This window comes from Aestuariibius sp. HNIBRBA575 (assembly GCF_040932005.1).
Taxonomy (GTDB): domain Bacteria; phylum Pseudomonadota; class Alphaproteobacteria; order Rhodobacterales; family Rhodobacteraceae; genus CANLNM01.
Genome location: NZ_CP162414.1, coordinates 1,253,505 through 1,276,847 on the forward strand (window position 1 = coordinate 1,253,505; position 23,343 = coordinate 1,276,847).

At 53.3% G+C, this 23,343-nt stretch carries 28 protein-coding genes and 1 tRNA gene; 14 read left to right on the top strand and 15 right to left on the bottom strand.

All coding sequences use genetic code 11. The features are described from left to right. Positions 1 to 28: 28 nt before the first annotated feature. Positions 29 to 1,030, bottom strand: a complete 1,002-nt coding sequence (locus tag AB1F12_RS06365) for a hypothetical protein (RefSeq protein WP_368187424.1) — start codon at positions 1,028 to 1,030, stop codon at positions 29 to 31. A 90-nt stretch (positions 1,031 to 1,120) separates the two neighbouring features. On the opposite strand from AB1F12_RS06365, the gene AB1F12_RS06370 reads away from it, so the two are divergent. From AB1F12_RS06370 to AB1F12_RS06380, 3 genes are all read left to right on the top strand, one after another. Further along, a complete protein-coding gene (locus AB1F12_RS06370; RefSeq protein WP_368187426.1) occupies positions 1,121 to 1,645 on the top strand; it encodes a hypothetical protein in 525 nt (174 codons plus the stop codon). Between the two features lie 220 nt (positions 1,646 to 1,865). Further along, the gene (locus tag AB1F12_RS06375; protein WP_368187427.1) at positions 1,866 to 2,807 is read left to right on the top strand and encodes a formylglycine-generating enzyme family protein; all 942 of its coding nucleotides are present in this window, start codon (positions 1,866 to 1,868) and stop codon (positions 2,805 to 2,807) included. 47 nt (positions 2,808 to 2,854) lie between these two features. After that, positions 2,855 to 3,469, top strand: coding sequence for a hypothetical protein (locus AB1F12_RS06380; RefSeq protein ID WP_368187430.1), 615 nt, complete (start codon positions 2,855 to 2,857; stop codon positions 3,467 to 3,469). 72 nt (positions 3,470 to 3,541) lie between these two features. Here AB1F12_RS06380 and AB1F12_RS06385 read toward each other — a convergent pair. Beyond that, positions 3,542 to 3,625 (bottom strand) — tRNA-Tyr (locus AB1F12_RS06385). Between the two features lie 121 nt (positions 3,626 to 3,746). Between AB1F12_RS06385 and rlmB the strand changes: the two genes are divergently transcribed. Beyond that, the gene (gene rlmB / locus AB1F12_RS06390) at positions 3,747 to 4,526 is read left to right on the top strand and encodes a 23S rRNA (guanosine(2251)-2'-O)-methyltransferase RlmB (protein WP_368187431.1); all 780 of its coding nucleotides are present in this window, start codon (positions 3,747 to 3,749) and stop codon (positions 4,524 to 4,526) included. Here rlmB and AB1F12_RS06395 read toward each other — a convergent pair. Next, a complete protein-coding gene (locus AB1F12_RS06395) occupies positions 4,523 to 5,377 on the bottom strand; it encodes a hypothetical protein (protein ID WP_368187433.1) in 855 nt (284 codons plus the stop codon). The genes rlmB and AB1F12_RS06395 overlap by 4 nt on opposite strands. A 238-nt stretch (positions 5,378 to 5,615) precedes the next feature. Here AB1F12_RS06395 and AB1F12_RS06400 point away from each other — a divergent pair, with 238 nt between their 5' ends. The 3 genes from AB1F12_RS06400 to AB1F12_RS06410 all read left to right on the top strand — a co-directional run bounded on the left by AB1F12_RS06400 (position 5,616) and on the right by AB1F12_RS06410 (position 7,027). Further along, positions 5,616 to 5,783, top strand: a complete 168-nt coding sequence (locus tag AB1F12_RS06400; RefSeq protein ID WP_368187434.1) for a hypothetical protein — start codon at positions 5,616 to 5,618, stop codon at positions 5,781 to 5,783. A 108-nt stretch (positions 5,784 to 5,891) separates the two neighbouring features. Further along, entirely contained in the window at positions 5,892 to 6,347 is a 456-nt protein-coding gene (locus tag AB1F12_RS06405) for a YHS domain-containing (seleno)protein (RefSeq protein ID WP_368187436.1), read from the top strand. Positions 6,348 to 6,559: 212 nt separating this feature from the next. Further along, positions 6,560 to 7,027, top strand: coding sequence for a CoA-binding protein (locus tag AB1F12_RS06410; protein ID WP_368187438.1), 468 nt, complete (start codon positions 6,560 to 6,562; stop codon positions 7,025 to 7,027). An 8-nt stretch (positions 7,028 to 7,035) separates the two neighbouring features. Here the strand turns inward: AB1F12_RS06410 and AB1F12_RS06415 are convergent, their stop codons facing one another. The 3 genes from AB1F12_RS06415 to hisA all read right to left on the bottom strand — a co-directional run bounded on the left by AB1F12_RS06415 (position 7,036) and on the right by hisA (position 8,948). Then, positions 7,036 to 7,341, bottom strand: coding sequence for a phosphoribosyl-ATP diphosphatase (locus AB1F12_RS06415; protein WP_368187441.1), 306 nt, complete (start codon positions 7,339 to 7,341; stop codon positions 7,036 to 7,038). Then, positions 7,338 to 8,099: an imidazole glycerol phosphate synthase subunit HisF gene (hisF, locus tag AB1F12_RS06420; protein ID WP_368187442.1), complete on the bottom strand. Its 762-nt coding sequence runs from the start codon at positions 8,097 to 8,099 to the stop codon at positions 7,338 to 7,340. The genes AB1F12_RS06415 and hisF overlap by 4 nt, the downstream gene beginning before the upstream one ends. 126 nt (positions 8,100 to 8,225) lie before the next feature. Further along, positions 8,226 to 8,948 (bottom strand): 1-(5-phosphoribosyl)-5-[(5-phosphoribosylamino)methylideneamino]imidazole-4-carboxamide isomerase, encoded by a 723-nt coding sequence (gene hisA, locus AB1F12_RS06425; RefSeq protein ID WP_368187444.1) that lies wholly within the window; start codon positions 8,946 to 8,948, stop codon positions 8,226 to 8,228. 149 nt (positions 8,949 to 9,097) lie between these two features. Between hisA and AB1F12_RS06430 the strand changes: the two genes are divergently transcribed. Continuing rightward, positions 9,098 to 9,484 carry a DUF2147 domain-containing protein gene (locus AB1F12_RS06430; protein ID WP_368187446.1) on the top strand — a complete coding sequence of 129 codons (387 nt, stop codon included), beginning with the start codon at positions 9,098 to 9,100 and terminating at the stop codon, positions 9,482 to 9,484. A gap of 49 nt (positions 9,485 to 9,533) precedes the next feature. Here AB1F12_RS06430 and hisH read toward each other — a convergent pair whose 3' ends face one another. Beyond that, the gene (hisH, locus tag AB1F12_RS06435; protein ID WP_368187449.1) at positions 9,534 to 10,172 is read right to left on the bottom strand and encodes an imidazole glycerol phosphate synthase subunit HisH; all 639 of its coding nucleotides are present in this window, start codon (positions 10,170 to 10,172) and stop codon (positions 9,534 to 9,536) included. After that, positions 10,172 to 10,759: an imidazoleglycerol-phosphate dehydratase HisB gene (gene hisB, locus AB1F12_RS06440; RefSeq protein ID WP_368187451.1), complete on the bottom strand. Its 588-nt coding sequence runs from the start codon at positions 10,757 to 10,759 to the stop codon at positions 10,172 to 10,174. The genes hisH and hisB overlap by 1 nt, the downstream gene beginning before the upstream one ends. Positions 10,760 to 10,956: 197 nt before the next feature. On the opposite strand from hisB, the gene AB1F12_RS06445 reads away from it, so the two are divergent. From AB1F12_RS06445 to AB1F12_RS06460, 4 genes are read left to right on the top strand one after another with little or no spacing between them, the layout of a single operon-like run. Beyond that, positions 10,957 to 11,910, top strand: a complete 954-nt coding sequence (locus AB1F12_RS06445; protein WP_368187452.1) for a hypothetical protein — start codon at positions 10,957 to 10,959, stop codon at positions 11,908 to 11,910. Beyond that, on the top strand, positions 11,903 to 12,772 hold the full coding sequence (locus AB1F12_RS06450; protein WP_368187453.1) for a ThiF family adenylyltransferase: 870 nt from the start codon (positions 11,903 to 11,905) through the stop codon (positions 12,770 to 12,772). The genes AB1F12_RS06445 and AB1F12_RS06450 overlap by 8 nt, the downstream gene beginning before the upstream one ends. Continuing rightward, a complete protein-coding gene (locus tag AB1F12_RS06455) occupies positions 12,769 to 13,968 on the top strand; it encodes a hypothetical protein (protein ID WP_368187455.1) in 1,200 nt (399 codons plus the stop codon). Before AB1F12_RS06450 ends, AB1F12_RS06455 begins: the two co-directional genes overlap by 4 nt. Continuing rightward, entirely contained in the window at positions 13,958 to 14,917 is a 960-nt protein-coding gene (locus AB1F12_RS06460) for a hypothetical protein (protein ID WP_368187457.1), read from the top strand. The genes AB1F12_RS06455 and AB1F12_RS06460 overlap by 11 nt, the downstream gene beginning before the upstream one ends. On the opposite strand, the gene AB1F12_RS06465 is transcribed toward AB1F12_RS06460, so the two are convergent. Continuing rightward, positions 14,914 to 16,161 (bottom strand): cytochrome-c peroxidase, encoded by a 1,248-nt coding sequence (locus AB1F12_RS06465; protein ID WP_368188296.1) that lies wholly within the window; start codon positions 16,159 to 16,161, stop codon positions 14,914 to 14,916. The two genes, AB1F12_RS06460 and AB1F12_RS06465, sit on opposite strands and share 4 nt — an antisense overlap. Positions 16,162 to 16,185: 24 nt before the next feature. Here AB1F12_RS06465 and AB1F12_RS06470 point away from each other — a divergent pair, with 24 nt between their 5' ends. Next, complete coding sequence (locus AB1F12_RS06470; protein ID WP_368187459.1) at positions 16,186 to 16,656, top strand: tetratricopeptide repeat protein; 471 nt, start codon at positions 16,186 to 16,188, stop codon at positions 16,654 to 16,656. A 61-nt stretch (positions 16,657 to 16,717) separates the two neighbouring features. On the opposite strand, the gene dctP is transcribed toward AB1F12_RS06470, so the two are convergent. The 6 genes from dctP to AB1F12_RS06500 form a co-directional block, all read right to left on the bottom strand. Beyond that, positions 16,718 to 17,773, bottom strand: coding sequence for a TRAP transporter substrate-binding protein DctP (gene dctP, locus AB1F12_RS06475; protein ID WP_368187461.1), 1,056 nt, complete (start codon positions 17,771 to 17,773; stop codon positions 16,718 to 16,720). 23 nt (positions 17,774 to 17,796) lie between these two features. Beyond that, complete coding sequence (locus AB1F12_RS06480; RefSeq protein ID WP_368187463.1) at positions 17,797 to 19,284, bottom strand: TRAP transporter large permease; 1,488 nt, start codon at positions 19,282 to 19,284, stop codon at positions 17,797 to 17,799. Then, positions 19,284 to 19,877, bottom strand: coding sequence for a TRAP transporter small permease (locus AB1F12_RS06485; RefSeq protein ID WP_368187465.1), 594 nt, complete (start codon positions 19,875 to 19,877; stop codon positions 19,284 to 19,286). The genes AB1F12_RS06480 and AB1F12_RS06485 overlap by 1 nt, the downstream gene beginning before the upstream one ends. 74 nt (positions 19,878 to 19,951) lie before the next feature. Further along, positions 19,952 to 20,437 carry a flavin reductase family protein gene (locus tag AB1F12_RS06490; protein WP_368187467.1) on the bottom strand — a complete coding sequence of 162 codons (486 nt, stop codon included), beginning with the start codon at positions 20,435 to 20,437 and terminating at the stop codon, positions 19,952 to 19,954. 23 nt (positions 20,438 to 20,460) lie between these two features. Continuing rightward, positions 20,461 to 21,345, bottom strand: a complete 885-nt coding sequence (locus tag AB1F12_RS06495; protein ID WP_368187469.1) for an aldo/keto reductase family oxidoreductase — start codon at positions 21,343 to 21,345, stop codon at positions 20,461 to 20,463. Next, entirely contained in the window at positions 21,345 to 22,502 is a 1,158-nt protein-coding gene (locus tag AB1F12_RS06500) for an LLM class flavin-dependent oxidoreductase (RefSeq protein ID WP_368187471.1), read from the bottom strand. The genes AB1F12_RS06495 and AB1F12_RS06500 overlap by 1 nt, the downstream gene beginning before the upstream one ends. Before the next feature lie 110 nt (positions 22,503 to 22,612). Between AB1F12_RS06500 and AB1F12_RS06505 the strand changes: the two genes are divergently transcribed. Further along, a complete protein-coding gene (locus tag AB1F12_RS06505; RefSeq protein WP_368187472.1) occupies positions 22,613 to 23,341 on the top strand; it encodes a GntR family transcriptional regulator in 729 nt (242 codons plus the stop codon). Positions 23,342 to 23,343 lie beyond the last annotated feature (2 nt).

Genomic DNA, 23,343 nt, shown 5'->3' on the forward strand with positions numbered 1-23,343 from the left:
TCAACAAAACACCACAGACCGACGGGGCTTACCGCATCCAAAAACCTTCTTTTTTGATGATGTTGCGGATTTTCTGTTCCTTACGGGGCAGATCATTCTGATCAAATAGCGCGCGCACTTTGTGGCCGCGCCCCTGATAGATCATGCGTTTGAACGGGTCATGTTCCTTCAGCACTTTTTTGATTTTATTGGGGGCAGTGACGGTTTCAAGGCATTGCACCACCGCGTCGCTTTCACGGGCATAGGCCAGTGGCAACATGCGATAGTGACAGGTGATGTCCCCATCCAACCCATCCAGATCCGGCCCCGGACGCCCGCCGCCCAAGGCATGAATGACCAAGGGCAGGGCGATCTGATCCAGCCAGGGATCCAGCGGTTGAATGACCATTTCATCGGTCGGATTGTCACGGATGCTTAGCGCGAAGGTCAGGAATTTGTCGCGAAACGCTGCCGGGTCAGACCCATAGAACCAACCGGCGTTGAAATAGAGGTATCGTTCCCAATATTCGTCGGGTTTAGTCAAATCCAGCGAACTGTCAAAATCCAGCTCGAACCGATCATAAAGCGATTTCCAGATGGCGCTGTAGCCGGGCCAATAGAGTTCCTCAACCGGCCATGTACCTGTGCGCCGCATAGAGGCAGAGGGTTTGGTGAAATCAATGACCAGATCGTTCAGCTCGCCCAGCACCAATGTGTCGGTGTCAAAGAACATAAACGGCTCATTTGCGGGCAGGGCGGACAGGCCTTCGATCTTGTTTCCATAGGGGTAGCTATGGCCGAAATGCTGATTGTCAAACGGGACGATTTCGGCGCCCAAATCCAACAGGGCGGTGCGCACATGATCGGGTAGGCGCGGATCATGGGGCCAATGATTGCCGGGTTGGGGTTCAGCAACAATCAAACGACCGGCAAAATCCGGGGAATTGGCGCGTAAAGACGCCGCAAACAGCACGGCCTCATAGGCCAGACGCCCGGATTGCCCAACAATCATGATATTGAAAAGCTGGCCTGATTTGGATTTGCGCGCCATACTTGTCCTGCCTCATTCGTTATGGGTGTCACTATAGACCCGCAACCCGCGCCGCAAAAGCCAGATCACGGCGTCGGAAGGAGAAAAGACATGATTGAATTATTTTTACCGTTTGTGATTGGAACCGCGCTGGGCGCAGAGCCGGAAATGGACGCCGTCGCAGCGATGCAGGACGATACTGCTGTGGTGTTGCCGCAGATAGATGCCGGATCAGGGGATGGGGCGGACCGCGTGCCCGAACCACAGGTGCCAACGGGCAAATTCACCACCGCCGTAGAGGTAAAACCGATCCTTGGTATGACCAAAGCCAATTGGGTCGCCGTGCGCGACTATGAGGGGCAAGATTTGGTGTACTTTACCCATCTGCTGTCATGGCGCTGTGGGCTTTGGGACATCCGCTATGGCGTGAACGGCGCCCCCGCCACCGAAGTGTTCCCGATGGAGCCTTGCCACGAAGACACAGCCAGCCCCAATGCCATGACTGATGTGGAGAATTTCCTGCCTTATGTGATCATGCCATCCGGGTTTGTGAACAACATCTATGTGGAAATCACCTTGGATGACGGCACGGTCGATTTCGCCCGGTTCGATCGCAACCAAGTGCTTATTCCGTAGGGTTTACAGATTTTATGACCCATCAAACCTTTTCATTTCGGCGGCGTGAATGGTTTTCCCGGACCTAGGTTCCTGAATAGTAAACGACCTGAATAAATGCGCCTGACACACGCTCTGTTTTGAAATTTGGGGGGCGCATGATACATTGTTCAACTCTTTCATTGCGATAAAACCCAGATATAATGAGGCGTCCGTTGTTCAGAAAACAAAGGTGTTTGGTATGTTACGCGAACTTTTAACGGTCATAAGCTTGGTGGGAATTGCACAAAATGCGGTTGCACAGACCGATGAACCCGCCCCGCTGACCCAGTTTCAAGACTGCGATGCCTGCCCGGAAATGATCATGATGCCCGCCGGTTCGTTCATGATGGGTGCGATTGAAGGGGAATCACGCAATCCATTCGACGTTTTTGGCCCCGATGCAACGTGGCGACGGCGCGGCCCAGATGAGGTGAATATCCTGCCGCATGAACATCCCCGTCACCCGGTTGTCATGGACATTCCCTTTGCAATCGGGCGCAATGAAGTGACGTTTGGGGAATGGTCCCAATGTGTGGCAGCGGGGGCCTGTCGCCATGAACCGGATGCGTGGATTTTGACGCGCACTGGCCGCATTGAACTGGGGCCAGACCATCCCGTGATCAATGTGTCTGTTTTGGACATTCAGGAATATACCAATTGGCTGAATGCTCAGGTTGGGGCAGACGTTTACCGCCTGCCAACCGAGGCAGAGTGGGAATATGCCGCGCGCGCGGGGACAGAAACCCGTTTTGCCCAAGGTGATGATCTGACACCTGATCAAGCGAATTTTTCACGTGTAGGAACGGAGAGACTTCGCGGTGAGGAAATGCCGCATCTTTTGTCGCGCGAGAGCCCGGTTCCGGTGCAAGAATTGGATGCGGCAAATGCGTGGGGACTACGGCACATGTCTGGCAACGTGTTTGAGATTACCCAGTCGTGCCGGGCGGACCAACATCTTGGGCTTGCGCTGGACAGTGACTATTTAGCCCATGACCTGGCCTACCCAGACTGCAATCGCGCCTTAAAAGGTGGCAGTTATGCTGTTGCAATGGATTATGCGCGACCATCGGCGCGAGGGCATGTTTTTGTAACTTCCAGCGGGGATATGATGGGGTTTCGGATTGTGCGCGAACTTGACTAATTTTTGGAGATAAGTAACGTTTACAGGTGTATTTCCGGGGGGAAGTCATGACACATCTGTTGAAAACAGCATTCATTTCGTTTTTTCTATCCTGTATGGCATTGCCAGTTTTCGCTTTAACAATTTCGCCGTCAGGTATCGTTGGGATAGAAGTAAACGGCGTGTTGTATGACGTCGCTTTTGAGGACGGAAATTGTATAACTGTTTTTTCGGGTTGCGATGACCAGAGCGATTTTCTGTTTGATGTCAACACTATTTCAGATGCTGTTGTGGCATTAAGCGAAGCAGTCCGTGGTACAATATATGATACTGATCCATCTTTGATTGACGGGTGCGACGACAGCCGTCTGTGCAATATCAGGACACCCTATGCAGGGTTCAGCGATCATGTGGGGTCGTTTGCCGTTGTCGGAGTGTTTAGCAACGATACTCGCCTCGATTCAGTATCTCTGGTCGTGAATGTGCCGATCGATTTCTTCCAGCCGAATGATGGACGGGTTTTTGCCGTCTGGTCTGTTGCGGCAGTCCCAGTGCCGGGCTCGGTTTTGTTTATTTTTAGCTTTTGCGCCGGGTTTCTTGGAATTAATGCGATGCGCAAGACGAAAAAGCGTCGCCTCGATTGCTCTGCGTTCCAGAATGTAAACGGCAGTGCCTTAACCTGATAGGGCAAAAATAAAAGGCTTCTGAGCTGGCCTCCGAACCGGGAAAACCAATAAAAAATGTCGTGAGGAGAATGGTGGGCGACCCTGGAATCGAACCAGGCGTGCGTCTCCGCGAGGGAGTTACAGTCCCCTGCCACACCTTGCGGCCTGTCGCCCAAACCGGGGTCTGATTACGACCGAAGTTGAGGGGCGTCAAGCGGTTAAATCGGGAAAAACCTTGCTGATGGTGACTTTTTCTGCGACTTGTCCGGCTCTGATCTGGCAGGAGTGGATTTCAATGAAAAAACCGACATGGGTTGTTGCCAAAGAGCAGGCAAAACGCGCAGCAGCAGCCGAGACAATCTGGCTGTTTGGCATTCACGCCGTGCGGGATGCGTTGGAAAATCCAAATCGCACCAAATTGCGTTTGGTTGTGACCCGAAACGCCATGGGCCGGCTAGAGGATGCGATTGCCGCGTCGGGCATGGAGCCTGAAATGGTGGAGCCACGCAAATTTGATGTGCCGATTGATCCGCAATCGGTCCATCAGGGCGCCGCACTTGAGGTGAAGCCGCTGGATTGGGGGCCGGTGAATGAAATCTGTCTGGGGGACGGGGATATTCCGCCGCGGGTTATATTGCTGGATCGTGTGACGGATCCCCATAATGTGGGGGCGATTTTGCGATCTGCCGAAGTGTTCGGCGCGCGCGCTGTGATCGGGGTCAAACGCCATTCTGCACCCGAAACCGGGGCCTTGGCCAAAACCGCATCTGGCGCGCTGGAACGTCAGCCCTATTTGCGCATTCGCAACCTTGCCGACACAATGGAAGAGCTGCGCGCGCTGGGCTATATCATTTTGGGTCTGGCGGGCGAAGCAGAGCAAACCATAGAGCAGGTGCTGGACGGCAAGAAAGACCGCCCCGTAGCGCTGGTTCTGGGCGCTGAGGGGCCGGGATTGCGTGAAAAAACCCGCGAAACCTGTGATGCGCTGGTGAAAATCGACTTTGCCGGGGCTTTTGGGTCGTTGAACGTGTCAAATGCCGCCGCGATTGCATTATATGCCTCTACGGGACGCTAAGCGTCTGATAAAATGCCATAAAAGCGCCCCTTGAGGAGCCAGGACGCCCCAAAGGCCGCAAGCGCAATTGTTTCACACCAAAACGTGCCACGTGCGTCGATCCAAGTTTGGAAAAACGGATCAAACGGATCAATTGCAAAGCTGACCCAAACAATTGTCGCGGTGGGAATAACGATCATCGCGGCAAAAATTCTGTAAAGCAGGTTTCTGATTTTCTTGTTCTTTGAGAAGGCTTTGCCATGCGACGTTAATGCGTCTTGGGAATGGATTCGTGTAAACACAAAGGCTGAAAAATAGGCCAATATTCCAAACATGACCCCGGCTGCGCCATAGTGAATGTCGCCAATCCAGGCCCATGCACCATCGTCAAACGTCGCCATCAGGTGGAACCCTGCAACGGCGTCAAAGGAACTGTTGCTAAATAGGGCAGCGTCACCGGGGAAAAAATCCTCTGAGCCTGAGGATTGAACAACAAAGGCGCGTCCCACTTGCCCTGCATAGTCGCAACCGGACCCACGGGTCGGGAACAGGGCCACGATAATCGCGCACAATCCCGCCACGCGGATCAGCCAGCGATCCATTTTCCAATGGGCGCTTTCACGTTCGGATTGCTCTAATCCGGTATAGGCGAATAGCAACAAAAAACCAATTGCGCCCAAAGCGGCGACAAACATATCGCCACTAAAACGGCCATAATAATAGTGGCTTAGGGATACGTAATCGCAGTTTCCCAACCATTGGGACGTCATCAAAGCCACAATCGGCAGGCTCAGCGCAACAAAGCCGACGCTTTTGTTCAGGCGACGTAGATCAATTTGAAATGAGGTACCGGGCTTACTCTGTTGAGACATAGATTTCCCTTTGGTTTGCTCTTGAAGACGCGGGGGGTATCACAAATATAACGGGGACCAGATTAACCCATCGCACGCATCTTTGGTCGTGCTAACTGACCTAGGATTGCGGATGACTGTACACAAAGTTGCGACTTGTTCATATTGTGGGACGCGCGCGGCGTTGGTGCTGCGGGGGGATGTGCGCCATGAATTGAGCTGCGCAAGCTGCGGCGCACCTTTGCATAATCTTAAAATAATGCCCAAGACGACCCAGCCAAAGGTCAAATCAAAGAAACCGGCGCGGTCGCAATATGGGGCACATGACGTCAAAGAAATGCCGGTCAAGAAATCAAAGAAACGCAAACCCAAGCGCAACAAGATTTTTGAGGAACTTTGGGACATCGTCGAAGATATTTTCGACTAGGATCAGTCACGACGGTTCACGCCTGCGTTAGGCATATGTCTTTTGGGTTTACCCAATCGCAATTGCGCACATTTACTGAGGGCTATGATCAACCCAAAGGAACGCCTCATGCTGTCACGTCGTCAATTGTTGAAAACTTCGCTGGTGCTTGCACCGATTGTTGCGCTGCCACAGATTGCGCTGGCGGGCGAACCAGAAACGTTTGCGGTTGATGGGATTGCGATCCGTGGCGCTGATCCCGTGGCCTTTTTCACCCAAGGTGGCCCTGTGATGGGGGATGCGGCGCATTCCTATGATTGGGCAGGCGCGACATGGCATTTTGCCAACGCCGAAAACCGTGACATGTTTGCCGCCGATCCAACCGCATATGCCCCGCAATTCGGCGGATATTGCGCCTTTGCGGCGTCAAAAGGGGCGCTCGCAACCTCTGTCCCAGAAGCGTGGACAATTTACGAAGGCAAACTGTACCTGAATTTTTCAGTCGCCGTGCGCCAAGTCTGGAGCGAAGACATCCCCGGCAATATCGCACTGGCAGAAGCCAACTGGCCGGGCATTTTGGGGTAAACACATTTCTTGCGGTTTTTCGCCAGTTTTTAAGCCCGTGTTCACAGATGCGCGACATGCTCTTTAATGTGAGAATGGGCCTCTTACCTATATAACGAGGGCCGGCTTTTGGAACAGGCCGCCCCAATCTCACTGTCCCTCGTTCCACGACTGACGCCCGGGGCTATGCCTCGGGCGATTTTTCTTGCACAAAGGATGGAAAGGGGATTGTTGTGACCTATAGCGATGCATTTCTGACGCGGGTGTTAAGGCGCACCAAAACCATCGCGATTGTGGGAATTTCTGCCAAAGAAATCCGGCCCAGTTTCTATGTCGCGCGCTATTTACAGCTAAAGGGATATCGGATCATCCCGGTGAATCCGGGGCTGGTAGGCCAGAAAGTCCTGGGCGAAGAGGTGTATGCCGATTTGGCGTCCATCCCGCATGATCTTGATATGGTTGATATTTTCCGCAGGTCAGACGCCGTGCCCGAAATAGTGGATAACGCTTTGGGGCGTTGGCCAAATTTGCAAACCATTTGGATGCAGATTGGCGTCGAACATGAGGAGGCTGCAAAAATCGCCACGGCACGTGGTGTGGACGTGATCCAGAACAAATGCCCCAAAATGGAATATCAGCGCCTATTCGGGGAATTGCGCATGGGCGGTTTCAACACCGGGATGATCAGCTCGAAACTTTGAAAAGTCGCTCAGCGGCTGGCTTTTTCTGAAATCCCGGAAACACCTTCGCGCCGCGCCAGTTCTGCTTCGATATCATCCAGATTGACGCCGCGTGCCGCACACATGACCAACAGATGATAGATCGAATCCGCCGCTTCTGAGATGAGTTTGTCGCGATCACCCTTCACCGCTTCGATGATCGCTTCCACGGCTTCTTCACCGAACTTTTCGGCGCATTTTTCCGGCCCCTTATACAGCAATTTCGCGGTCCACGAACTGTCAGGGTCGGCCCCAATGCGGGACTGAATGGTTGCGTTTAACGTCTTCAGGCTCATGTCATCCTCACGGGGATACCTGCATCGGCCATGTGTTGTTTGGCCTCACCGATCGTATAGGTCCCAAAATGGAAAATCGACGCGGCCAACACGGCCGATGCGCCGCCTTCTGTCACGCCTTCGACCAGATGATCCAGATTTCCGACGCCCCCCGATGCGATCACAGGCACGTTCACCGCGTCTGAAATCGCGCGGGTCAATGGCAGGTTAAACCCCGCCTTGGTGCCGTCGCGGTCCATCGAGGTCAGCAGGATTTCTCCCGCGCCTTTTTCGGCGGCAGTGATGGCAAATTCAATGGCGTCGATCCCGGTGGCTTTGCGCCCGCCATGGGTGAATATTTCCCAGCGTCCGGGTTCCACCGTTTTGGCGTCGATTGCGCAGACGATGCATTGTGATCCAAACCGCAATGCGGCTTCGGTCAGAACATCTGGGTTGGCCACCGCCGCAGAGTTAAAGCTGACTTTGTCCGCCCCAGCCAGCAACAGATTGCGCACATCTTCGTGGGTGCGCACCCCGCCACCAATGGTCAGCGGCATAAAACAATGTTCCGCCGTGCGGGTGGCCAGATCATACATTGTGCCACGATTTTCGTGGGTTGCATGAATATCAAGAAAACAAAGTTCGTCGGCACCTGCGGCGTCATAGGCGATGGCGGCATCCACCGGATCGCCAGCATCGACAAGATCGACAAAGTTCACGCCTTTGACGACACGCCCATCAGCGACATCCAGGCAAGGTATGATACGTGTTTTAAGCATGCCCGCTTGATAGGCCGCGCGACCTGAAACGGCAAGGGGTTTGGCGACCCTTCGGTTTGGGGCGTGGGGCAGGGCCCCACGAGGCTCAAAATCGGCAGATTTTGAGCCACCTGTTCAGAAAATCGTTTAGGCGCGGCAGAGGGTCAACGCATCGCTTAGATCAATTGCCCCATCATAGAGCGCACGGCCAGAAATCGCGCCATTTAACGCAGCACCGCAATTTTTCAGTGCTTGCAGATCCTCAAGCGAGGACACGCCACCAGATGCAATCACAGGGATTGATACGGCATTGGCCAGATCGGCCGTGGCCTGCACATTTGGCCCTTGCATGGCCCCATCGCGGTTGATGTCGGTGTAGATGATTGCAGCCACGCCAGCATCCTCAAAGGATTTTGCCAAATCAGTCACCATGACATCGGTTTCCTCGGCCCAGCCTTTGGTCGCCACGCGCCCGTCACGCGCGTCAATGCCCACAGCAACTTTGCCCGGAAAGGCACGCGCCGCTTCGCGCACCAAATCAGGGTTTTCCACGGCAACCGTGCCCAAAATGACCCGTGCCAGCCCGCGATCCAGCCAGCGTTCGATTGTCGCCATGTCGCGGATCCCGCCCCCAAGCTGCGCAGGCACTTTGGTTTGTTTCAGGATTTCTTCAACTGGGGCGGCATTGACAGGTTCACCGGCAAAGGCGCCGTTTAAATCCACCAGATGCAGCCATTCACAACCCGCATTGGCAAATTCCATCGCCTGAGCAGCCGGATTGTCGTTGAACACGGTGGCTTGATCCATTTCGCCTTTGATCAGGCGTACGGCATTGCCGTCTTTTAGGTCGATGGCGGGATAAAGGATCATTTAACGTGCCTTTCACGATTTGGGCGCAATGTTGGGGCTGTTTATGCATGTTGGCGTCCGGGATGCAACGATGCGGGGCCGACCCCACGTCATACTTGATCGGGTGGGGGGCAATGCCGCAGCATGCGTTCAGTTCATGGGAGGACAGAATGAAAAAGTTTGTATTGAGCGTCGTTGGCGCAATTGCATTGGCGGGGGCGGCAACGGCGGACCCGTTAGAAGGCACGTGGCGCACAACCGCTGATGATAATGGCAATTCGGGGCTGATTCAGGTTGCGCCCTGTGGGTCTGCGCTGTGTGGCACATTGATCCGCGCTTATGGCCCAAATGGCGCCGAAATTCCGTCTGACAACATCGGTCAGAACATTATTTCCGAAACGGTCGCCAGTGGCGGCGGCGCATATACGGGCAAAGTGTATTCGCCGGATCGTGATAAAACCTACAATTCCCGGCTGCAGCTTAGCGGCAATCAGTTGACTGTTTCTGGCTGCGTTTTAGGGATCTGCCGCGAAGGCGGGGTCTGGACGCGCCAGTAATTGCATCTCTCAAATCAGATGTAGCGCCCGCCGGTTTGGCGGGCGTTTCTTATGGGGCCCAGCTTAGAAAGTTGGCGATTAGTTTCAGGCCAGCAGCTTGGCTTTTCTCAGGGTGGAACTGCATGCCAATCATGTTGTCCCGTCCCACAATGGCCGTGATGTCACCGCCGTAATCAACATGGGTCAATCGATGCTGCGTATTGTTCATAACCATCTGATAGGAATGCACAAAATAGGCGTGATCCCCGGTGGCTACACCGTCTAGAACCGCATGTTCCTGATCGATGATCAGGTCATTCCACCCCATATGCGGCACCTTCATTTTAGGATCAGAAGGTGCAATTGGGTGAATATGCCCGTCAATCCAGCCAAAGCCCGGCGTTTCCTGATATTCAAAGCCGCTTTTGGCCATCATCTGCATGCCAACACAGATACCTAAAAACGGAACAGCCCGGCTTTCAACGGCATCCGTGATCGCTTCGGCCAATCCGTCAACACCATGTAGCGCGGCGTGACATGCAGGAAACGCGCCGTCGCCGGGCAAAACAATCCGGTCCGCCTTGGCCACGACATCAGCCTCAGACGTGACAACAATTGTGCCGCCATCCGTTTCCCGAGCCATCCGTTCAAACGCTTTTTGCGCCGAATGCAAATTGCCACTGTCATAATCGACCAGCGCAGTCAGCATTACAATGTGCCCTTGGTCGAAGGAATCGCATCCATTTTGCGTGGGTCCAATTCAACCGCAACCCGCAATGCGCGTGCCACAGATTTGAACATCGCCTCAGCAATATGGTGCGAATTGAACCCGTGTAGTTGATCAATATGCAGCGTCATCCCGGCATGTACCGACAGAGCTTGGAAAAATTCGCGGACCAATTCGGTATCAAACGTGCCGATTTTATCCGAGGAAAATTCGGTGTTGAAAATCAAATAGGGGCGTCCGGCCAAATCCAGTGCCGTGCGGATTTGCGCATCGTCCATCGCCAGGTGGCAGGACCCGTAACGGGTGATTCCCCGTTTGTTTCCAAGCGCTTGGGTGATGGCTTGGCCCAATGTGATCCCCACATCTTCGACGGTGTGGTGATCATCAATATATAGATCGCCTTTGGCCCGAATGCGCATATCGATCAGCGAATGACGGGCCAGTTGATCCAGCATATGGTCAAAAAAACCAACCTTGGTCACGTTGTCATAGGACCCTGTCCCGTCAAGATTAACTTCAACGGTGATCTCGGTCTCTTCGGTTTTCCGCGTGATCGTGGCTGTGCGCATTTTCGGCTCCGGTTTGTCGTTCAATGCCTTATAGGCGGCTGTTGCGCCGGGGCCAAGCAGCCGATTGCAAGCGCCGTTCCGCCCGTGTCCTTCTTGTCTCGGTTTTTAGAAAATGACATCAAAATCGGGGCGGGGTATCCCTACTTTTACCTTGGTTTATACCACGTTACTATTTGTTAACTCGGCAGGGGGGCGCTGTGATACGATCATTACTTAAATCATTTCGTCACACCTATTTGGACCTGCGGCTGCGTTCTTCTGGTTTGCATATTCGAATTCTGGAACGTCCCGGTTTGTGGATGCAAGATGCTGAACTTGAACAACTTTCCGACGACTTAAGAAAAGTCGCATCAGCGACCCTGCCAGTCGGAAGCTTGACCTATGGCGTGTTCTCTGCGGATCGAAAACGAATGTCTTCTTCGATTGTGACCTTGGTGAGCCGGCCGGACGGCACACCGATCGCATTTAACGCTTTGGCGATCATGACCCTCTCAACTTTGCCAAAACCAACCGAAGTTTTGCATTTGGGATTGGTGATGGTCGACCCCAATGAGCGTTCAAAAAACCTGTCATGGGTGCTGTATGGATTAACATGTTTTTTGTTGTTTGTGCGGCGAAAATTTCGTCCGTTATGGATTTCAAACGTGACGCAGGTTCCAGCTGTCGTGGGCATGGTATCTGGTATGTTTTCAAATGTTTACCCATCTCCTAGCGCATCTCGGCGCACGCTTAGCCAGCTGCAGGTGGCGCGTCGAATTATGGCAGATCATCGGTATGTATTTGGGGTTGGGGACGAAGCAGACTTTGATGAAAACCGGTTTGTGATCACAAACGCCTATACCGGCGGATCGGACGATCTGATGAAAACGTGGGAACAGGCGCCTAAACATCGTGATGACAGTTATAACGACTTTTGCGCGCGCGAACTGGACTATGAGCGGGGGGATGATGTGCTGCAGATTGGGCAATTGGACATGGCAGCCATCGGGCGATACCTCTCAAAAGAAGTGCCCAGTTCCGCATTAAGCGGACTGTTGCTCGTGGCTGGAATGGTCATTTTACGTCGATTGATCCTGCCCATTCTACATTGGTTCGAAAGTGACCAAGAATGGTCCATTCTGCGCCCCGTGAAGGACAAAACAAATGTTTAGCTACGACGAAATGACAACCCGAAATCAGGGGTTTGTGTCTAACGACGAACAAAATGCGTTAAAGTCTAGCACGGTGTTTGTTTGCGGTAATGGGGGAATGGGGGGCGCTTGTATTCAGGCTTTGGTACGGATGGGAGTTGGAAAACTCATTCTTGCGGACGTAGATGAATTCGAAATTTCGAACCTGAACCGGCAGGTTTTTTGCAACTTACACGGGGTTGGATTGCACAAATCGAACGTCACTGCGAAAATGTGCCGAAACATTAATCCTGAAATCGACATCGAAGTATATGGTTTAGAATGGATGGAGTTGGCCGAAGGTTTGGTGTCTCGGTCCGATATTGTGGTTAACGGAACTGATGATTTGGCGGCTACGTTGTTGCTATACCGGACAGCACGCGAGCAGAACAAAGTGATGATTGACGCTTATGCCGCGCCTCTGCCCTCAGTTTATGTTACCAAGCCGACCGATCCAGCACATGAAACTCGGTTGGGATTTCAAACAGAACAGACGGATTGGAGGTCAATCTCGCAGGACCAAAGAGAGTCCGCTTTTATGGCAGAGGCTGAGTATGTTGTCCTCAATTCTTCATCGCGACATTACATCGATTTAGATTTGATCGGTGATGTGATCACAGGCAAACGCGGGCGTCCGAGTTTTGCCCCTATGGTCATCACAACGGGTATGTTGATGGCATATGAATGCGCAAATGGCGTTATGGGCCGACCATTTGGTGCAAATTGCCAGGGCTATTTTTTGAACCCATATCGCGGCCGTGTTGAGCGACCAAATCCAAAATGGATGTCCGCAGTCATACGCCCATTTGTCCGTCGGTTTCTGGCACGATTGCTAAGTCAATGATGACCGCGGCCCCATATATTGTTGATCTTTTCCTATCGATTTCGGCGGTCATTGGATTATTGCTGATGCGGGCAATGATCGTTGATCAGGGGCGGTATGACCCACTTAATCAGCGATTTCTATTTGGCGTTCATGCGATGATTTTGCTGTTTGGTGCCCGTGCGGCCTACAGTTTGACCGATTTGAATCTTTTTCGCGCATTGGTTTTGTTTGCCGCAGCTTTGGTGCCGCTCGCTGCTCTCTTGCTCACCGAAGGTTTGTTGCGACGGCACGCCGCCAAATTCATTAAGGTCGGTTTCGCGGTGATGACCACGCTGCTGTCGGTATCAGCGTTGTTCCCGGTTGAATTGGTGGATCCGTTCAGGTTGGTGATCCTGTTGATGTTTCAGGTCGCAGGATTTTTGATCTGCGGACTGTTGGTGTTCACGCGGGATGTGTCGTCTTTGTCCCGGGCGGAAAACCAAATGGCAGAACGTATCGGGCTTTCAGTGTTTTTGTTGCTGCCATTTGCAGCGGCTGATTTCCTGATGGTGTATTTTAACCTTCCGGTTCGTGTTTCTGCTTTGGGTGTGCTGTTTTTATGTTGGTTATCAATTACTTTGGGGAAATCATCACGGTCCCATATCGACGCATTGATGGGGTTTTGCGTAACCGTTGTCGCCGCAATTTTATCCGGTGCAACCGTTTCATTTTTGATGGGGTTCAGCTGGAATGCGACGATCATGACAGTGGCGATTTTGTTGGGATCGGCGCTTTGCGCTGCGCTTTATAATGAAATTCGAACCTTAAAAACAGAGGCACAAGGCGTTGCTGTTTTAGAGGAAATGTCGAAAAATTCGGCGTCCTCTCCTATGGATTTCCTACGAAATGTTGTTGGGAATATGGACAATGACGGGGTCGCATTGATTGACTTAGATACGTTACACGATTGCCAAGAAGAGGTTCTGACCGAGTTGTTTCGCAAACATCCCGTCCTGCGACGCTCGGATCCAATCCCGTCAAACCCAGACTTGGCAGAGCATAAATCACATCTGTTTGAGCGATATCAGGCGTCCCATATTCTATGTGCTCAGGCCCAGCCATTGACGTTGATCGCTTTGTCGATCCCGATGATCGCGGCAACAAAACGTGTGGAGTCTGAGCTGAACGCAGCACAGAGTTTTTCGCGTTTGTTGGAGGTTAAAAATGCTGAATGATCAGTCGTTTAGATCGGTGGTCGCGCGTGCCTGTCTGGCGCCATCGGTGCATAACATTCAACCAACGCGCTGGCATCGGTCAGACGATGGTATCGACGTTTTTTGCGATTTGACGCAATCGCTACCAGTGGGCGATCCACACCACCTTGATGCGGGTCTGTCATCTGGCGCTGCAATCGAAGCAACGGTGCTGGCGCTGTCTGAAATGGGGGTTTCAGCGCAGGTTGAGGAACGCTGGGACGCGCATTCAGATTTAAAACCAGTCGCGCATATTCGTCTGCAATCAGGACTGCAGGATGGACTAAGCCGTCAGTTGGAAAACCGGTTTACTTGGCGTGGAAAATTCGCGGATCAAACGCCTGACCTGTTTGGTTGGAGCCGCAGCGACACATTTGTGATCACAGATGCAAAACGACGAAATTGGTTGGCAGAGCTGAATGACCAAACCAGTTACCGAATTATGCAAAATCCAGCATTTCGCAAAGAGCTGCTAAGCTGGATGCGATTGCGCGACACACATCCACGTTTGGGCTTGGATGGAATGGGGCGAGAGGCCTGCCAAATGAGCGATTTGCAAGCCCGCATGGCGGGATTGGCCTTGGGTCCTCTTTGGGGAATGCTGAACCTATTTGGTGCAACAAAATCAATCACATCTGAGGCCGAAGCGACCAAAAGCGCCCCGGTGATCGCCGCGTTTCATCAGCCCACAGAAGCAAGCCCAATTGCCAGAGGCCGCGCCTATTTGAGAATGTGGTTAGAGGCGACGTCGCTCGGATTCTCAGGATGGCCAATGGCGGCGTTGTCCGACGATCCATCCGCAAATGCCGAAATTTGCGCGCGTCTCGGGATCGGTGCGGATCGTGACTTGGTTCAGGTTATTCGCTTTGGGGTCGCAATGGGGCCACCGCCCGCAAGAGCGCGGCGCCCGTTGGATGAGTTGATCATCTAATCAACAGGCAGTCCAGACGGCACGGATTCCGGGGCACCGAGGGGGCGATAAAGAGCGGTTTCGCCGGTTAGCGCCTGCAAAAACGCAACCAAATCATCAATGTCCTGATCGGTTAAGGTCAGCGGAGTGATATCGAGGTGATTGCGTTGACGCTCCATTTCCATTTCGTCAGATTGAATTGCAAAATCAATGGGTTCCAACCAAGGCGCAAGTGGGAGCTGCGCCTGATCATGGGGCCAATTGTCCCGTGACGTGAGCGGGTCCAAATGATGTCGGATCATAGCGTCCAACGTCGCAAATGCACCATTATGCCCATAAGGTGCGGTGAGCGCGACATTGCGCAATGATGGCGTACGAAACCGATACGCATCTTGCAATAAATTGGTTTTTCCCATGCGTCCAACATCGCGGGGGATCGGATCATGAACCCGTGTGCGCCCGGGTCCAAACGCGGGCAGGGACAAGGCGTGAAAGTCCTGATCGCTAAACAACGGCCCCGAATGACAGCTGGAACAGGCACCCGCTCCAAAGAAAATCTGACGTCCGCGCTCGGCCGCTTCGGGCAGGGGGGTGCCAGCCAGATAGGCATCATAGGGGCTGTCAAAGCTCTGCCATTCCGTGATTTCAAACGCGGCGATTGCATTGGCAATTTCTACGATTGTGATCTGGTCTGGACTGTCGATATGATCAAACGCATCTACAAACAGCGCCCCATATTCGGGAATGATCCGCACCCGTTTTGCCAAAATCGGCCAGGGCGCATCGATGCGATCATGCAGTGCCCCCACGACATCATTTTCCCCCAGATTGCCGGCCATTTCAAATTGGGCGACCAGCGGAAACAAGGCCTGAGCGGCTAGAATATTGTCCAAACCTTGTGGCAGCCATTCCTGAGCGGGGGAATTAAAACCATTCCCGTAAATGTCCGAAACCTCTAATCGGCCATCATGAAATAACACATCCACGTCGCGGTGGCCCAGATTCCACAGGGCAGGGGCGTTGCGTGGCACGCGTTTGATAATGTCCCCGGCAACCCGATCGGGCCCCAGACCGACACCGCCTTCTCCGATGCCAAGACTAAGCCCATCGCCGGATGCCAAATCGTGATGATGGCATGTCGCACAAGAGATATTCCTGTTCCCGCTCAGGATCTTATCGTAAAATAGCAACTGACCCAATTGGGCCTGTGCGGGATCCGCATTCAGAAAATCTGTCGGCAAAATCGGGTCCGCCCCAACCGGCATCGCAACAAACAGGAGACCGACAAAATGCGCCACCTTGCCTTTGCTTTGGCGATGATCGCCACACCGTTGGCCGCGGATATCGAAGATGCGCGTGACCTGATGGAAGACGGAAAATTTGAAGAAGCGCGCGCTGCGTTGGACCCATTTGCCAGATCGGGAAATGCCGAAGCCGAAGAGCTGATTGGGGTCATGTATGCCATGGGGCTGGGCGTGCCGCGCGATGACGAACGGGCGTTTGACTGGTATCTGCGGGCCAGTCTGAAAGGCCATCCCGGCGCGCAATCGGGGATCGGTTGGTATTATGAAACGGGGCGAGGCCTGCCGGCGCCTGACATGGTCCGCGCATATGCGTGGTACGCTTTGTCGACGATTGGCGGTGATCCAGATGCGGCGATTTCTCTGGAAGAAATCACACCACGTTTGACGGCTGAAGAAATTGAACGTGCGCATCATCTGATCGAGGATTACCGGCCTTGGATTTATCCTTTTCGGTGATCCGCCTTTTTGTGTGGACGTAAAAACGGCGGCCCTGATCAGAGCCGCCGTTCTGATTTGATTAGTTCAGGTCAGATTCATAATCCGCTGCCAGATCGGCTTCGGCTTCGGCCACCGCGGCGATCAAGGCATCCAGAATTTCATTCCCACCGTCTACATTGCCGCGGAACCATTCCTGAACGGGCAGGGCGGCTTCTGCGAATGCAGCTTTTTCTTCTGGTGTGGGCACATAAAGATCACCGCCACCGGCGACAAAATCTTCGTATGCTTGGATTGATTTACGTTTTGGTGACGCAAATGTGGCCTGCTGCAACTGATAGAACCCATCAACAACAACGCGGCGCATGTCTTCTGGCATCGCCATGAAGTTTTCGTTGCTCATCCACCACAGCGCACCCATATAGGCGTGACCGTCCAGCGTGACATATTGCAGACCCGCATCAGGGAATTTCATGCCCATGATGTCGGTGATGCCGTTTTTAGACCCTTCAACAACGCCCGTTTGGAACGATGTGAACAGCTCAGGCCACGGGATTGGGGTCGGGGACGCCCCCATGGCGCGCACCAATTCCTGCGGCAGGTCCGCCACAACGGTCCGGATTTTCAGGCCATCCATGTCGTCAGGACCCTGAACGCGGCGTTGTGTGTTGGCAAAGTTGCGCCAGCCACCTGTGTTGCCAACAGTCATCAAACGCACGGTGTCACCGGATGTTTCCAGCGCCATATCCCGCATAGTGCGGACAAAATCACCTTGCAGCACAGCTTCGGCGACGCGGTCATCGGCCATCAGATAAGGCAGATCCAGCACCTGCACATAAGGGAAGATACCCGCAGCCCCCCCAGAGGTGGAGATATAGATATCGATCGAACCCTCAGACACACCTTCGAGGCATTCCGCACCGGTTGCACAGAGTTGCGTGCCGATAAACAGCTCTACCGCGATACGCCCGTTAGAGGCCGCCTCGACGTAGTTCTTGAAAACAACCAGACCATCATAGTCCTCGTCATTTTCGTTAGAGTTGGCCGTGGCGCGCAGCGTAAAATCCTGCGCAGCGGCCAATGTTGCAGAACCGGCCACAAGTGCGGCAAGTGCAACGGTTTTAAGACCTTTAAGCATGGTAGAACCTCCCTTTTGCTTGGTCATTGGACGAACCCCGTCAGGCGGGGCACCGTCATCGAGATGAAGGGGAAATACGTGATCAAGAAGATCACCAGCACTTCCACTGCAAGAAATGGCAGAATGGCTTTGGCGATGGTTTCAACCTTTTCGCCACTGACGGTTGAGGCCACAAACAGGACCAACCCCATGGGCGGCGTTGCCAATCCGACGGTTAGGTTCACGGACATGATGATGGCGAAATGCACGGGATGCACGCCCAGTTCCGTAAATATCGGGCCCAAAATTGGCCCCAAAATGATGATCGCTGGGCCTGCATCCAGGAACATGCCAACCACAAACAGCAGAATGTTTATCAGGAACAACAGGATCAACGGATTTTCGCTCAGGCCAAGGATCGCATCTGTTAATATCTGCGGTGCATATGACAGGGACACGACGGTTTTGAACGCCACAGCTGCACCCACCAACAACAGCACCGCTGACGTGGCCAAGGCGGACCGGGTCAGGATACCTGCGAGGTCTGAAAACTTCATCGATCGCAGGACCGCAAAGCTGACGATCAGGGCATAGGCCACGGCCAGGGCAGAGGCTTCGGTCGGGGTGCAAACGCCCGTCAGAATGCCGCCCAAAATGATGATTGGGGTCTGCAACGGCGCGATGGCCTTTTTACAGACGGACCGGAAATCAGAGCTAACCTGACCACGGGTCCACATGGCAATCCCATGGGCAATCGGTAGGAAAATCAGGTAGATAAGCCAAGGATTCAGCGTAATTTCGAGCCCTGCCAAGCCGCGGATCATGGCAAACACACCATAAAGCAGTCCGGCGATGTTGATCCGGATCAGAACCAAGCTGACCCAGTATTCAACCGGGCTGACGGTTTGACCTTTGGCCACAATGCGTTCGGCCTTGGGCAGGTCATAGCGATCCGCCATCAACCGGACCATCACCATCAGGCCAGCGCCCACCATAATACCCGGCACAATGCCCGCCAAAAACAGGGCAGCGACGCTTTCGCCCATCACATAGGCATAGATGATCATGATGCCAGATGGGGGAATGATCGGCCCAATAACCGAGGATGCAGCGGTGATCGCTGCTGCAAATTTCCGGGTATATCCGTTTTTTTCCATCGCTGGAATCAAGGTCGATCCCAGCGCAGATGTATCCGCCACCGCAGAGCCAGACAGGCCCGCAAACAGGATCGAAGACAGGATATTTACATGGGCCAAGCCACCGCGCATATGCCCCATAAAGGCTTGGGAAAACTCGACCAGACGCACGGTGATGCCGCCCCGGTTCATCACTTCTCCGGCCAACATAAAGAAGGGCAGCGCCATCAAAGGAAAACTGTCCATCCCGTTGTAAAGATTGCGATAAAGAACGGCCAAATCCCGTTCTTGGCCATTGAGCAGCAGCAGGGCGCCGGGGGCTGCGAGCAGGGCAAAGACCACCGGCAAACCAACCATGATCAAAACGATGAAAAGCGGAAGAAACCAAATCAGCATCAGTCGGCTCCTACCATGTCAGATCCATCCAAATGGTGCAGGCGGTCCCCGCTGCCCAATAGGGTGATTATTTGGCGTAAAATCAGTTCGATATTGACGGAAATCAGCAATGTGATGCCAACCAAGAGCGATGCATATTGCCATGCGTTTTTGAATTTGACCCGTTCCCCGCCAAACCAATCCAGTGGCAGCCTAAGCGAGGCAGACGCGCCGCGCCCTGACAGGCTATCGACGTGATTGTTCAGGCCTTTGTCCCAAGCGAGAACCAGGACGAGGAGGCTGATGGTCAACAAAATAAGGGTTAAAGTGCCCGCAACGAACCGGGGTAGCGCGCGTTCCAGCATGTCGATCGCTACAAAGCCACCCATTCGGTACGCCATAGGCGCCATCAGACCGGTCATCCACAACATGCCAAATCGGGCGGCTTCTTCTGTCCAATTGGGGGCCGCATCCAGCACATATCGCCAAAAAACCTGCCCTAAGATGAGCATAACCATGATGGCAAGAGCAAGGATCGCGATAATCCGGCCAACAGACAGAACGAGGGTGTTCACTTTCTCAAGAGGCCACAAGACCCCAAGCAATACCGCCATGGCGGATTCCTCCCTAAATGGGGCTTAACCCCTTTTTCTCTCCTAAGTCAGGGTCTTACGCCCCGATCTTAAAGTCAGCCTTTGAGGCTGACAAACCGTCCCGCTTGAAACAACAGCGGCAAACCTTCGCGATAGCTGACGCGGGACACTTGCCCCACGAGGATCACGTGATCGCCTGCATCATGTGCAGCTGACAAACTGCATTCAAACCGCGCCAGACAGCCATTGATCAGCGGCACGTTGTTTGCGCCCTCCTCCCAATCAAGACCGTCAAACGCGTGTTTGTTACGGGTAAATCCATCGCAGATTTCACGTTGATGGGTGTCCAACACATGGATGGCGAAATGGGATGCATTCCGGAACGTGTTGAAACGTTTGGACGATTTCGCCGGAGACCACAGGACCAAAGGTGGATCCAGAGAAACCGACGCAAAACTGTTGGCAGTGATACCAACAGGGCCCTCAGAAGTCCCCGTGGTCACAACCGTGACACCGGTGGCATAAGCCCCAAGCGCGTTGCGAAATGCGCGGGCATCCTCACTTGGGGCGAAGCTCTCCATTCCTATCCCCTTTGTTCCATCCATTAAGGAACCTCAGCGCCGAGCGCTGCGGTGTAAAGTTCGAACCAAGCTGGTCGATCCAGTTTCACTTTAAGAGCATCAGTCAGGTTGCTGATTCTATTCAAGTTATTCGTACCCATAACAGGCAATATTTTTGCCGGGTGGGCCAATAACCAAGCCACGGCAACCGCGCCACGATCTACGTTGAATTCAGCGGCAACACGGTCCATGGCAGCACCTGCCTTGGCGTCGGCGGCCATCAATGCGCCCCCACCCAACGGAGACCACGCCATAATGGGCAGATCGCGTTCCTGCAAATAGGCAACGTCGCCATTTGTGAACCCGTCATGCGCTTGCAAGCTCAGTTCAATCTGGTTGGTGGTCAGCTTGGTTTTCATTGCCGACTGCAGCAATGTCCAATCATGCAATTTGAAATTGGAAACGCCAACTGCGCGTACCTTACCGGATGCAACAATGTCGTCCAAGGCAGCGCCGGTTTCATGATGATCCATCATGGGATCGGGACGGTGGATCAACAGCATGTCGATCCGGTCGGTTTTCATCAATCGCAAGGAATGATCGACCGACGCCATAATATGGGCGCGGGACGTGTCATAATACTTAGCTGACGCATCACTATAGCGGCCCATCGGCGCAACGATATCGCATTTTGTTACGATCTCGATCTTGTTCCTCAGATCCGTCGTCAGCGCATTCCCCAACACTTCTTCGGCCATGTAGCCGCCGTAAATATCGGCCTGATCCATGGTTGTGATACCTTGATCCAGACAGGCGGAAATTTTGTTTCTCACATGTTCCGGGCTGGTATCGTCGGCCTCAGCAAGGCGCCACATACCATAGATAATTTCACTAAATTCAAGGTCTTGAGCAATTTTAACGCGATCCATTAGGTGCGAACTCCTGCGCCGAGTGGTGTCATTGGGGTCTCTGCCGGCACACGTCCATAGGCGTGGGGCAAGGAACAGGTTTTGATCTGGGGCAACACTTTGGTGCCAAAATGTTGCGCCTCATCAATATGCGGATAGCCCGAAAAGATGAACGCGCGAATGCCCATTTTTTGGTACTCTTCGATCTTGCTCAGAACTTGGTCCGTGGAGCCAACCAAGGCCGCCCCACACCCCGAACGCGCCCGACCGACTCCGGTCCACATATTGGGTTCGACATAGCCGAATTTGTCGGCCAATTCGCGGGCTTTTGCCTGATGGGATACCCCCAGAGAAATGCTGTCATGGGCGCGGTCGCGGATCAATTTGCCATATTCATCGTCCAGCTTTGACGCGATGTAATCGGCATATTCCTTCGCTTCGGCTTCTGTGTCGCGCACAATCATATGCACACGAAGACCAAAATCCAGCGTCCGGTTGTATTTTTGCGCTGCTGCATGCGCATCTTTCATGCGTTGTTCAATATTGGCCTTTGGTTCTGGCCACATCAAATAAACATCACAAAATTCGCCACAAAGATCCAAAGCGGCAGGGGAATACCCGCCAAAATAGAGCAGGGGACCGCCATTGGTTTGATAGGGACGCGCAGGGTCTGTGGTTAACCCCTGAAAGTTATAGATATCGCCGTCAAAGTTGATCTCATCCTGCGTCCATGCCTGACGCAGAATTTGCACAACTTCGCGGGACCGTCGATACCGGAATGCGCTGTCTGCAACTTCGCCCGGGAAATCCGATGAAATGACGTTTAGCGTCAACCGACCCTTTAGCATATGATCGAGGGTCGCGATTGTCCGTGCCAGCATGATGGGTTGCATTTCACCACACCGGATGGCGGCCAGCATGTTGATTTTGCTCGTCAAAGGGGCCATGCCAGCAACAAAGCTGAGCGTATCCTGACCAACCTGGTAGGAGGACGGGGCGAGGATGTTGCGAAAACCCTGACGTTCTGCTTCCAGCACAATGTCACGGCAATGTTCAAAAGATGAACGAAGATCACCATCGGGCACGCCCAAAAATTGGTAATCGTCAGAGCATAGCGCGGAGAACCAGGATACTTCTGCAGCATTCAGGTCCGCCGACGTGACTGGCACGACGGTCATCGAATCTCTCCCTTATGTTTCTTTTCTACTTGCCTAGCATTCAAAAGATAATGCATCAATGGTGTAACAATTTGCCCACCGAAAAGGGGGCTGGGGAAGGGAATACGTTTATGTCCAATGGCTTGGGCGGATACGAAACGCCATCGGCATTGCCGCGCTATGTACAAATCAGTGAAACTTTGATTCGTGAAATAGCGGCGGGGCACCTTGCGGATGGATCGCGTTTGCCGCCCGAACGGCAAATGGCCGTCGAGATGGAAGTTTCCGTCGGCACATTGCGCAAAGCGTTAGATCTACTCGTGGATCAGAAGCTCTTGGAGCGCATTCAGGGGTCCGGAAATTATGTCCGGGCGCGTCAGGACGTTAATTCTGTTTATTCCATGTTTCGACTGGAAAACGTGCAGGGTGGTGGTTTGCCGACCGCCCAGGTTCTGTCCGTGGATCGGCTTTTGAAACCTCAGGATTTTCCAGAGTTCGGCGCTTCGGTGGAAGGGTTCCGGATCAGGCGTTTGCGGCGGTTGGACAAAATTCCAATGGCGATCGAAGAGATTTGGCTGGATGGGGGCTATATCGAAACCCTTAACGCATCAGATTTGTCAGACTCGCTTTATCTGTTTTACCGGCAACAATTGGGGCTGGTTATCGGTCACGCCGAAGATCGAATTGGCGTTGCAAATGTGCCTGAATGGGCACCCACAGAATTTGATCACGATGTAGGTCAAGCGGTTGGCTACATCGAACGCGTGAGCTGGTCACAAGCTGGAACACGCGCTGAATATTCACGAACATGGTTCGATTATAACAAAGCGAGATACATCTCGCGCCTTGGGAAGGGCTAAGA

Excerpts from the sequence above, each read along its gene's own strand:
- AB1F12_RS06365 (WP_368187424.1), bottom strand. The coding sequence starts at position 1,030 with ATGGCGCGCAAATCCAAATCAGGCCAGCTTTTCAATATCATGATTGTT.
- AB1F12_RS06370 (WP_368187426.1), top strand. The coding sequence starts at position 1,121 with ATGATTGAATTATTTTTACCGTTTGTGATTGGAACCGCGCTGGGCGCA.
- AB1F12_RS06375 (WP_368187427.1), top strand. The coding sequence starts at position 1,866 with ATGTTACGCGAACTTTTAACGGTCATAAGCTTGGTGGGAATTGCACAA.
- AB1F12_RS06380 (WP_368187430.1), top strand. The coding sequence starts at position 2,855 with ATGACACATCTGTTGAAAACAGCATTCATTTCGTTTTTTCTATCCTGT.
- rlmB (WP_368187431.1), top strand. The coding sequence starts at position 3,747 with ATGAAAAAACCGACATGGGTTGTTGCCAAAGAGCAGGCAAAACGCGCA.
- AB1F12_RS06395 (WP_368187433.1), bottom strand. The coding sequence starts at position 5,377 with ATGTCTCAACAGAGTAAGCCCGGTACCTCATTTCAAATTGATCTACGT.
- AB1F12_RS06400 (WP_368187434.1), top strand. The coding sequence starts at position 5,616 with ATGCCCAAGACGACCCAGCCAAAGGTCAAATCAAAGAAACCGGCGCGG.
- AB1F12_RS06405 (WP_368187436.1), top strand. The coding sequence starts at position 5,892 with ATGCTGTCACGTCGTCAATTGTTGAAAACTTCGCTGGTGCTTGCACCG.
- AB1F12_RS06415 (WP_368187441.1), bottom strand. The coding sequence starts at position 7,341 with ATGAGCCTGAAGACGTTAAACGCAACCATTCAGTCCCGCATTGGGGCC.
- hisF (WP_368187442.1), bottom strand. The coding sequence starts at position 8,099 with ATGCTTAAAACACGTATCATACCTTGCCTGGATGTCGCTGATGGGCGT.
- hisA (WP_368187444.1), bottom strand. The coding sequence starts at position 8,948 with ATGATCCTTTATCCCGCCATCGACCTAAAAGACGGCAATGCCGTACGC.
- AB1F12_RS06430 (WP_368187446.1), top strand. The coding sequence starts at position 9,098 with ATGAAAAAGTTTGTATTGAGCGTCGTTGGCGCAATTGCATTGGCGGGG.
- hisH (WP_368187449.1), bottom strand. The coding sequence starts at position 10,172 with ATGCTGACTGCGCTGGTCGATTATGACAGTGGCAATTTGCATTCGGCG.
- hisB (WP_368187451.1), bottom strand. The coding sequence starts at position 10,759 with ATGCGCACAGCCACGATCACGCGGAAAACCGAAGAGACCGAGATCACC.
- AB1F12_RS06450 (WP_368187453.1), top strand. The coding sequence starts at position 11,903 with ATGTTTAGCTACGACGAAATGACAACCCGAAATCAGGGGTTTGTGTCT.
- AB1F12_RS06455 (WP_368187455.1), top strand. The coding sequence starts at position 12,769 with ATGATGACCGCGGCCCCATATATTGTTGATCTTTTCCTATCGATTTCG.
- AB1F12_RS06460 (WP_368187457.1), top strand. The coding sequence starts at position 13,958 with ATGCTGAATGATCAGTCGTTTAGATCGGTGGTCGCGCGTGCCTGTCTG.
- AB1F12_RS06465 (WP_368188296.1), bottom strand. The coding sequence starts at position 16,161 with ATGCCGGTTGGGGCGGACCCGATTTTGCCGACAGATTTTCTGAATGCG.
- AB1F12_RS06470 (WP_368187459.1), top strand. The coding sequence starts at position 16,186 with ATGCGCCACCTTGCCTTTGCTTTGGCGATGATCGCCACACCGTTGGCC.
- dctP (WP_368187461.1), bottom strand. The coding sequence starts at position 17,773 with ATGCTTAAAGGTCTTAAAACCGTTGCACTTGCCGCACTTGTGGCCGGT.
- AB1F12_RS06480 (WP_368187463.1), bottom strand. The coding sequence starts at position 19,284 with ATGCTGATTTGGTTTCTTCCGCTTTTCATCGTTTTGATCATGGTTGGT.
- AB1F12_RS06485 (WP_368187465.1), bottom strand. The coding sequence starts at position 19,877 with ATGGCGGTATTGCTTGGGGTCTTGTGGCCTCTTGAGAAAGTGAACACC.
- AB1F12_RS06490 (WP_368187467.1), bottom strand. The coding sequence starts at position 20,437 with ATGGAGAGCTTCGCCCCAAGTGAGGATGCCCGCGCATTTCGCAACGCG.
- AB1F12_RS06495 (WP_368187469.1), bottom strand. The coding sequence starts at position 21,345 with ATGGATCGCGTTAAAATTGCTCAAGACCTTGAATTTAGTGAAATTATC.
- AB1F12_RS06500 (WP_368187471.1), bottom strand. The coding sequence starts at position 22,502 with ATGACCGTCGTGCCAGTCACGTCGGCGGACCTGAATGCTGCAGAAGTA.
- AB1F12_RS06505 (WP_368187472.1), top strand. The coding sequence starts at position 22,613 with ATGTCCAATGGCTTGGGCGGATACGAAACGCCATCGGCATTGCCGCGC.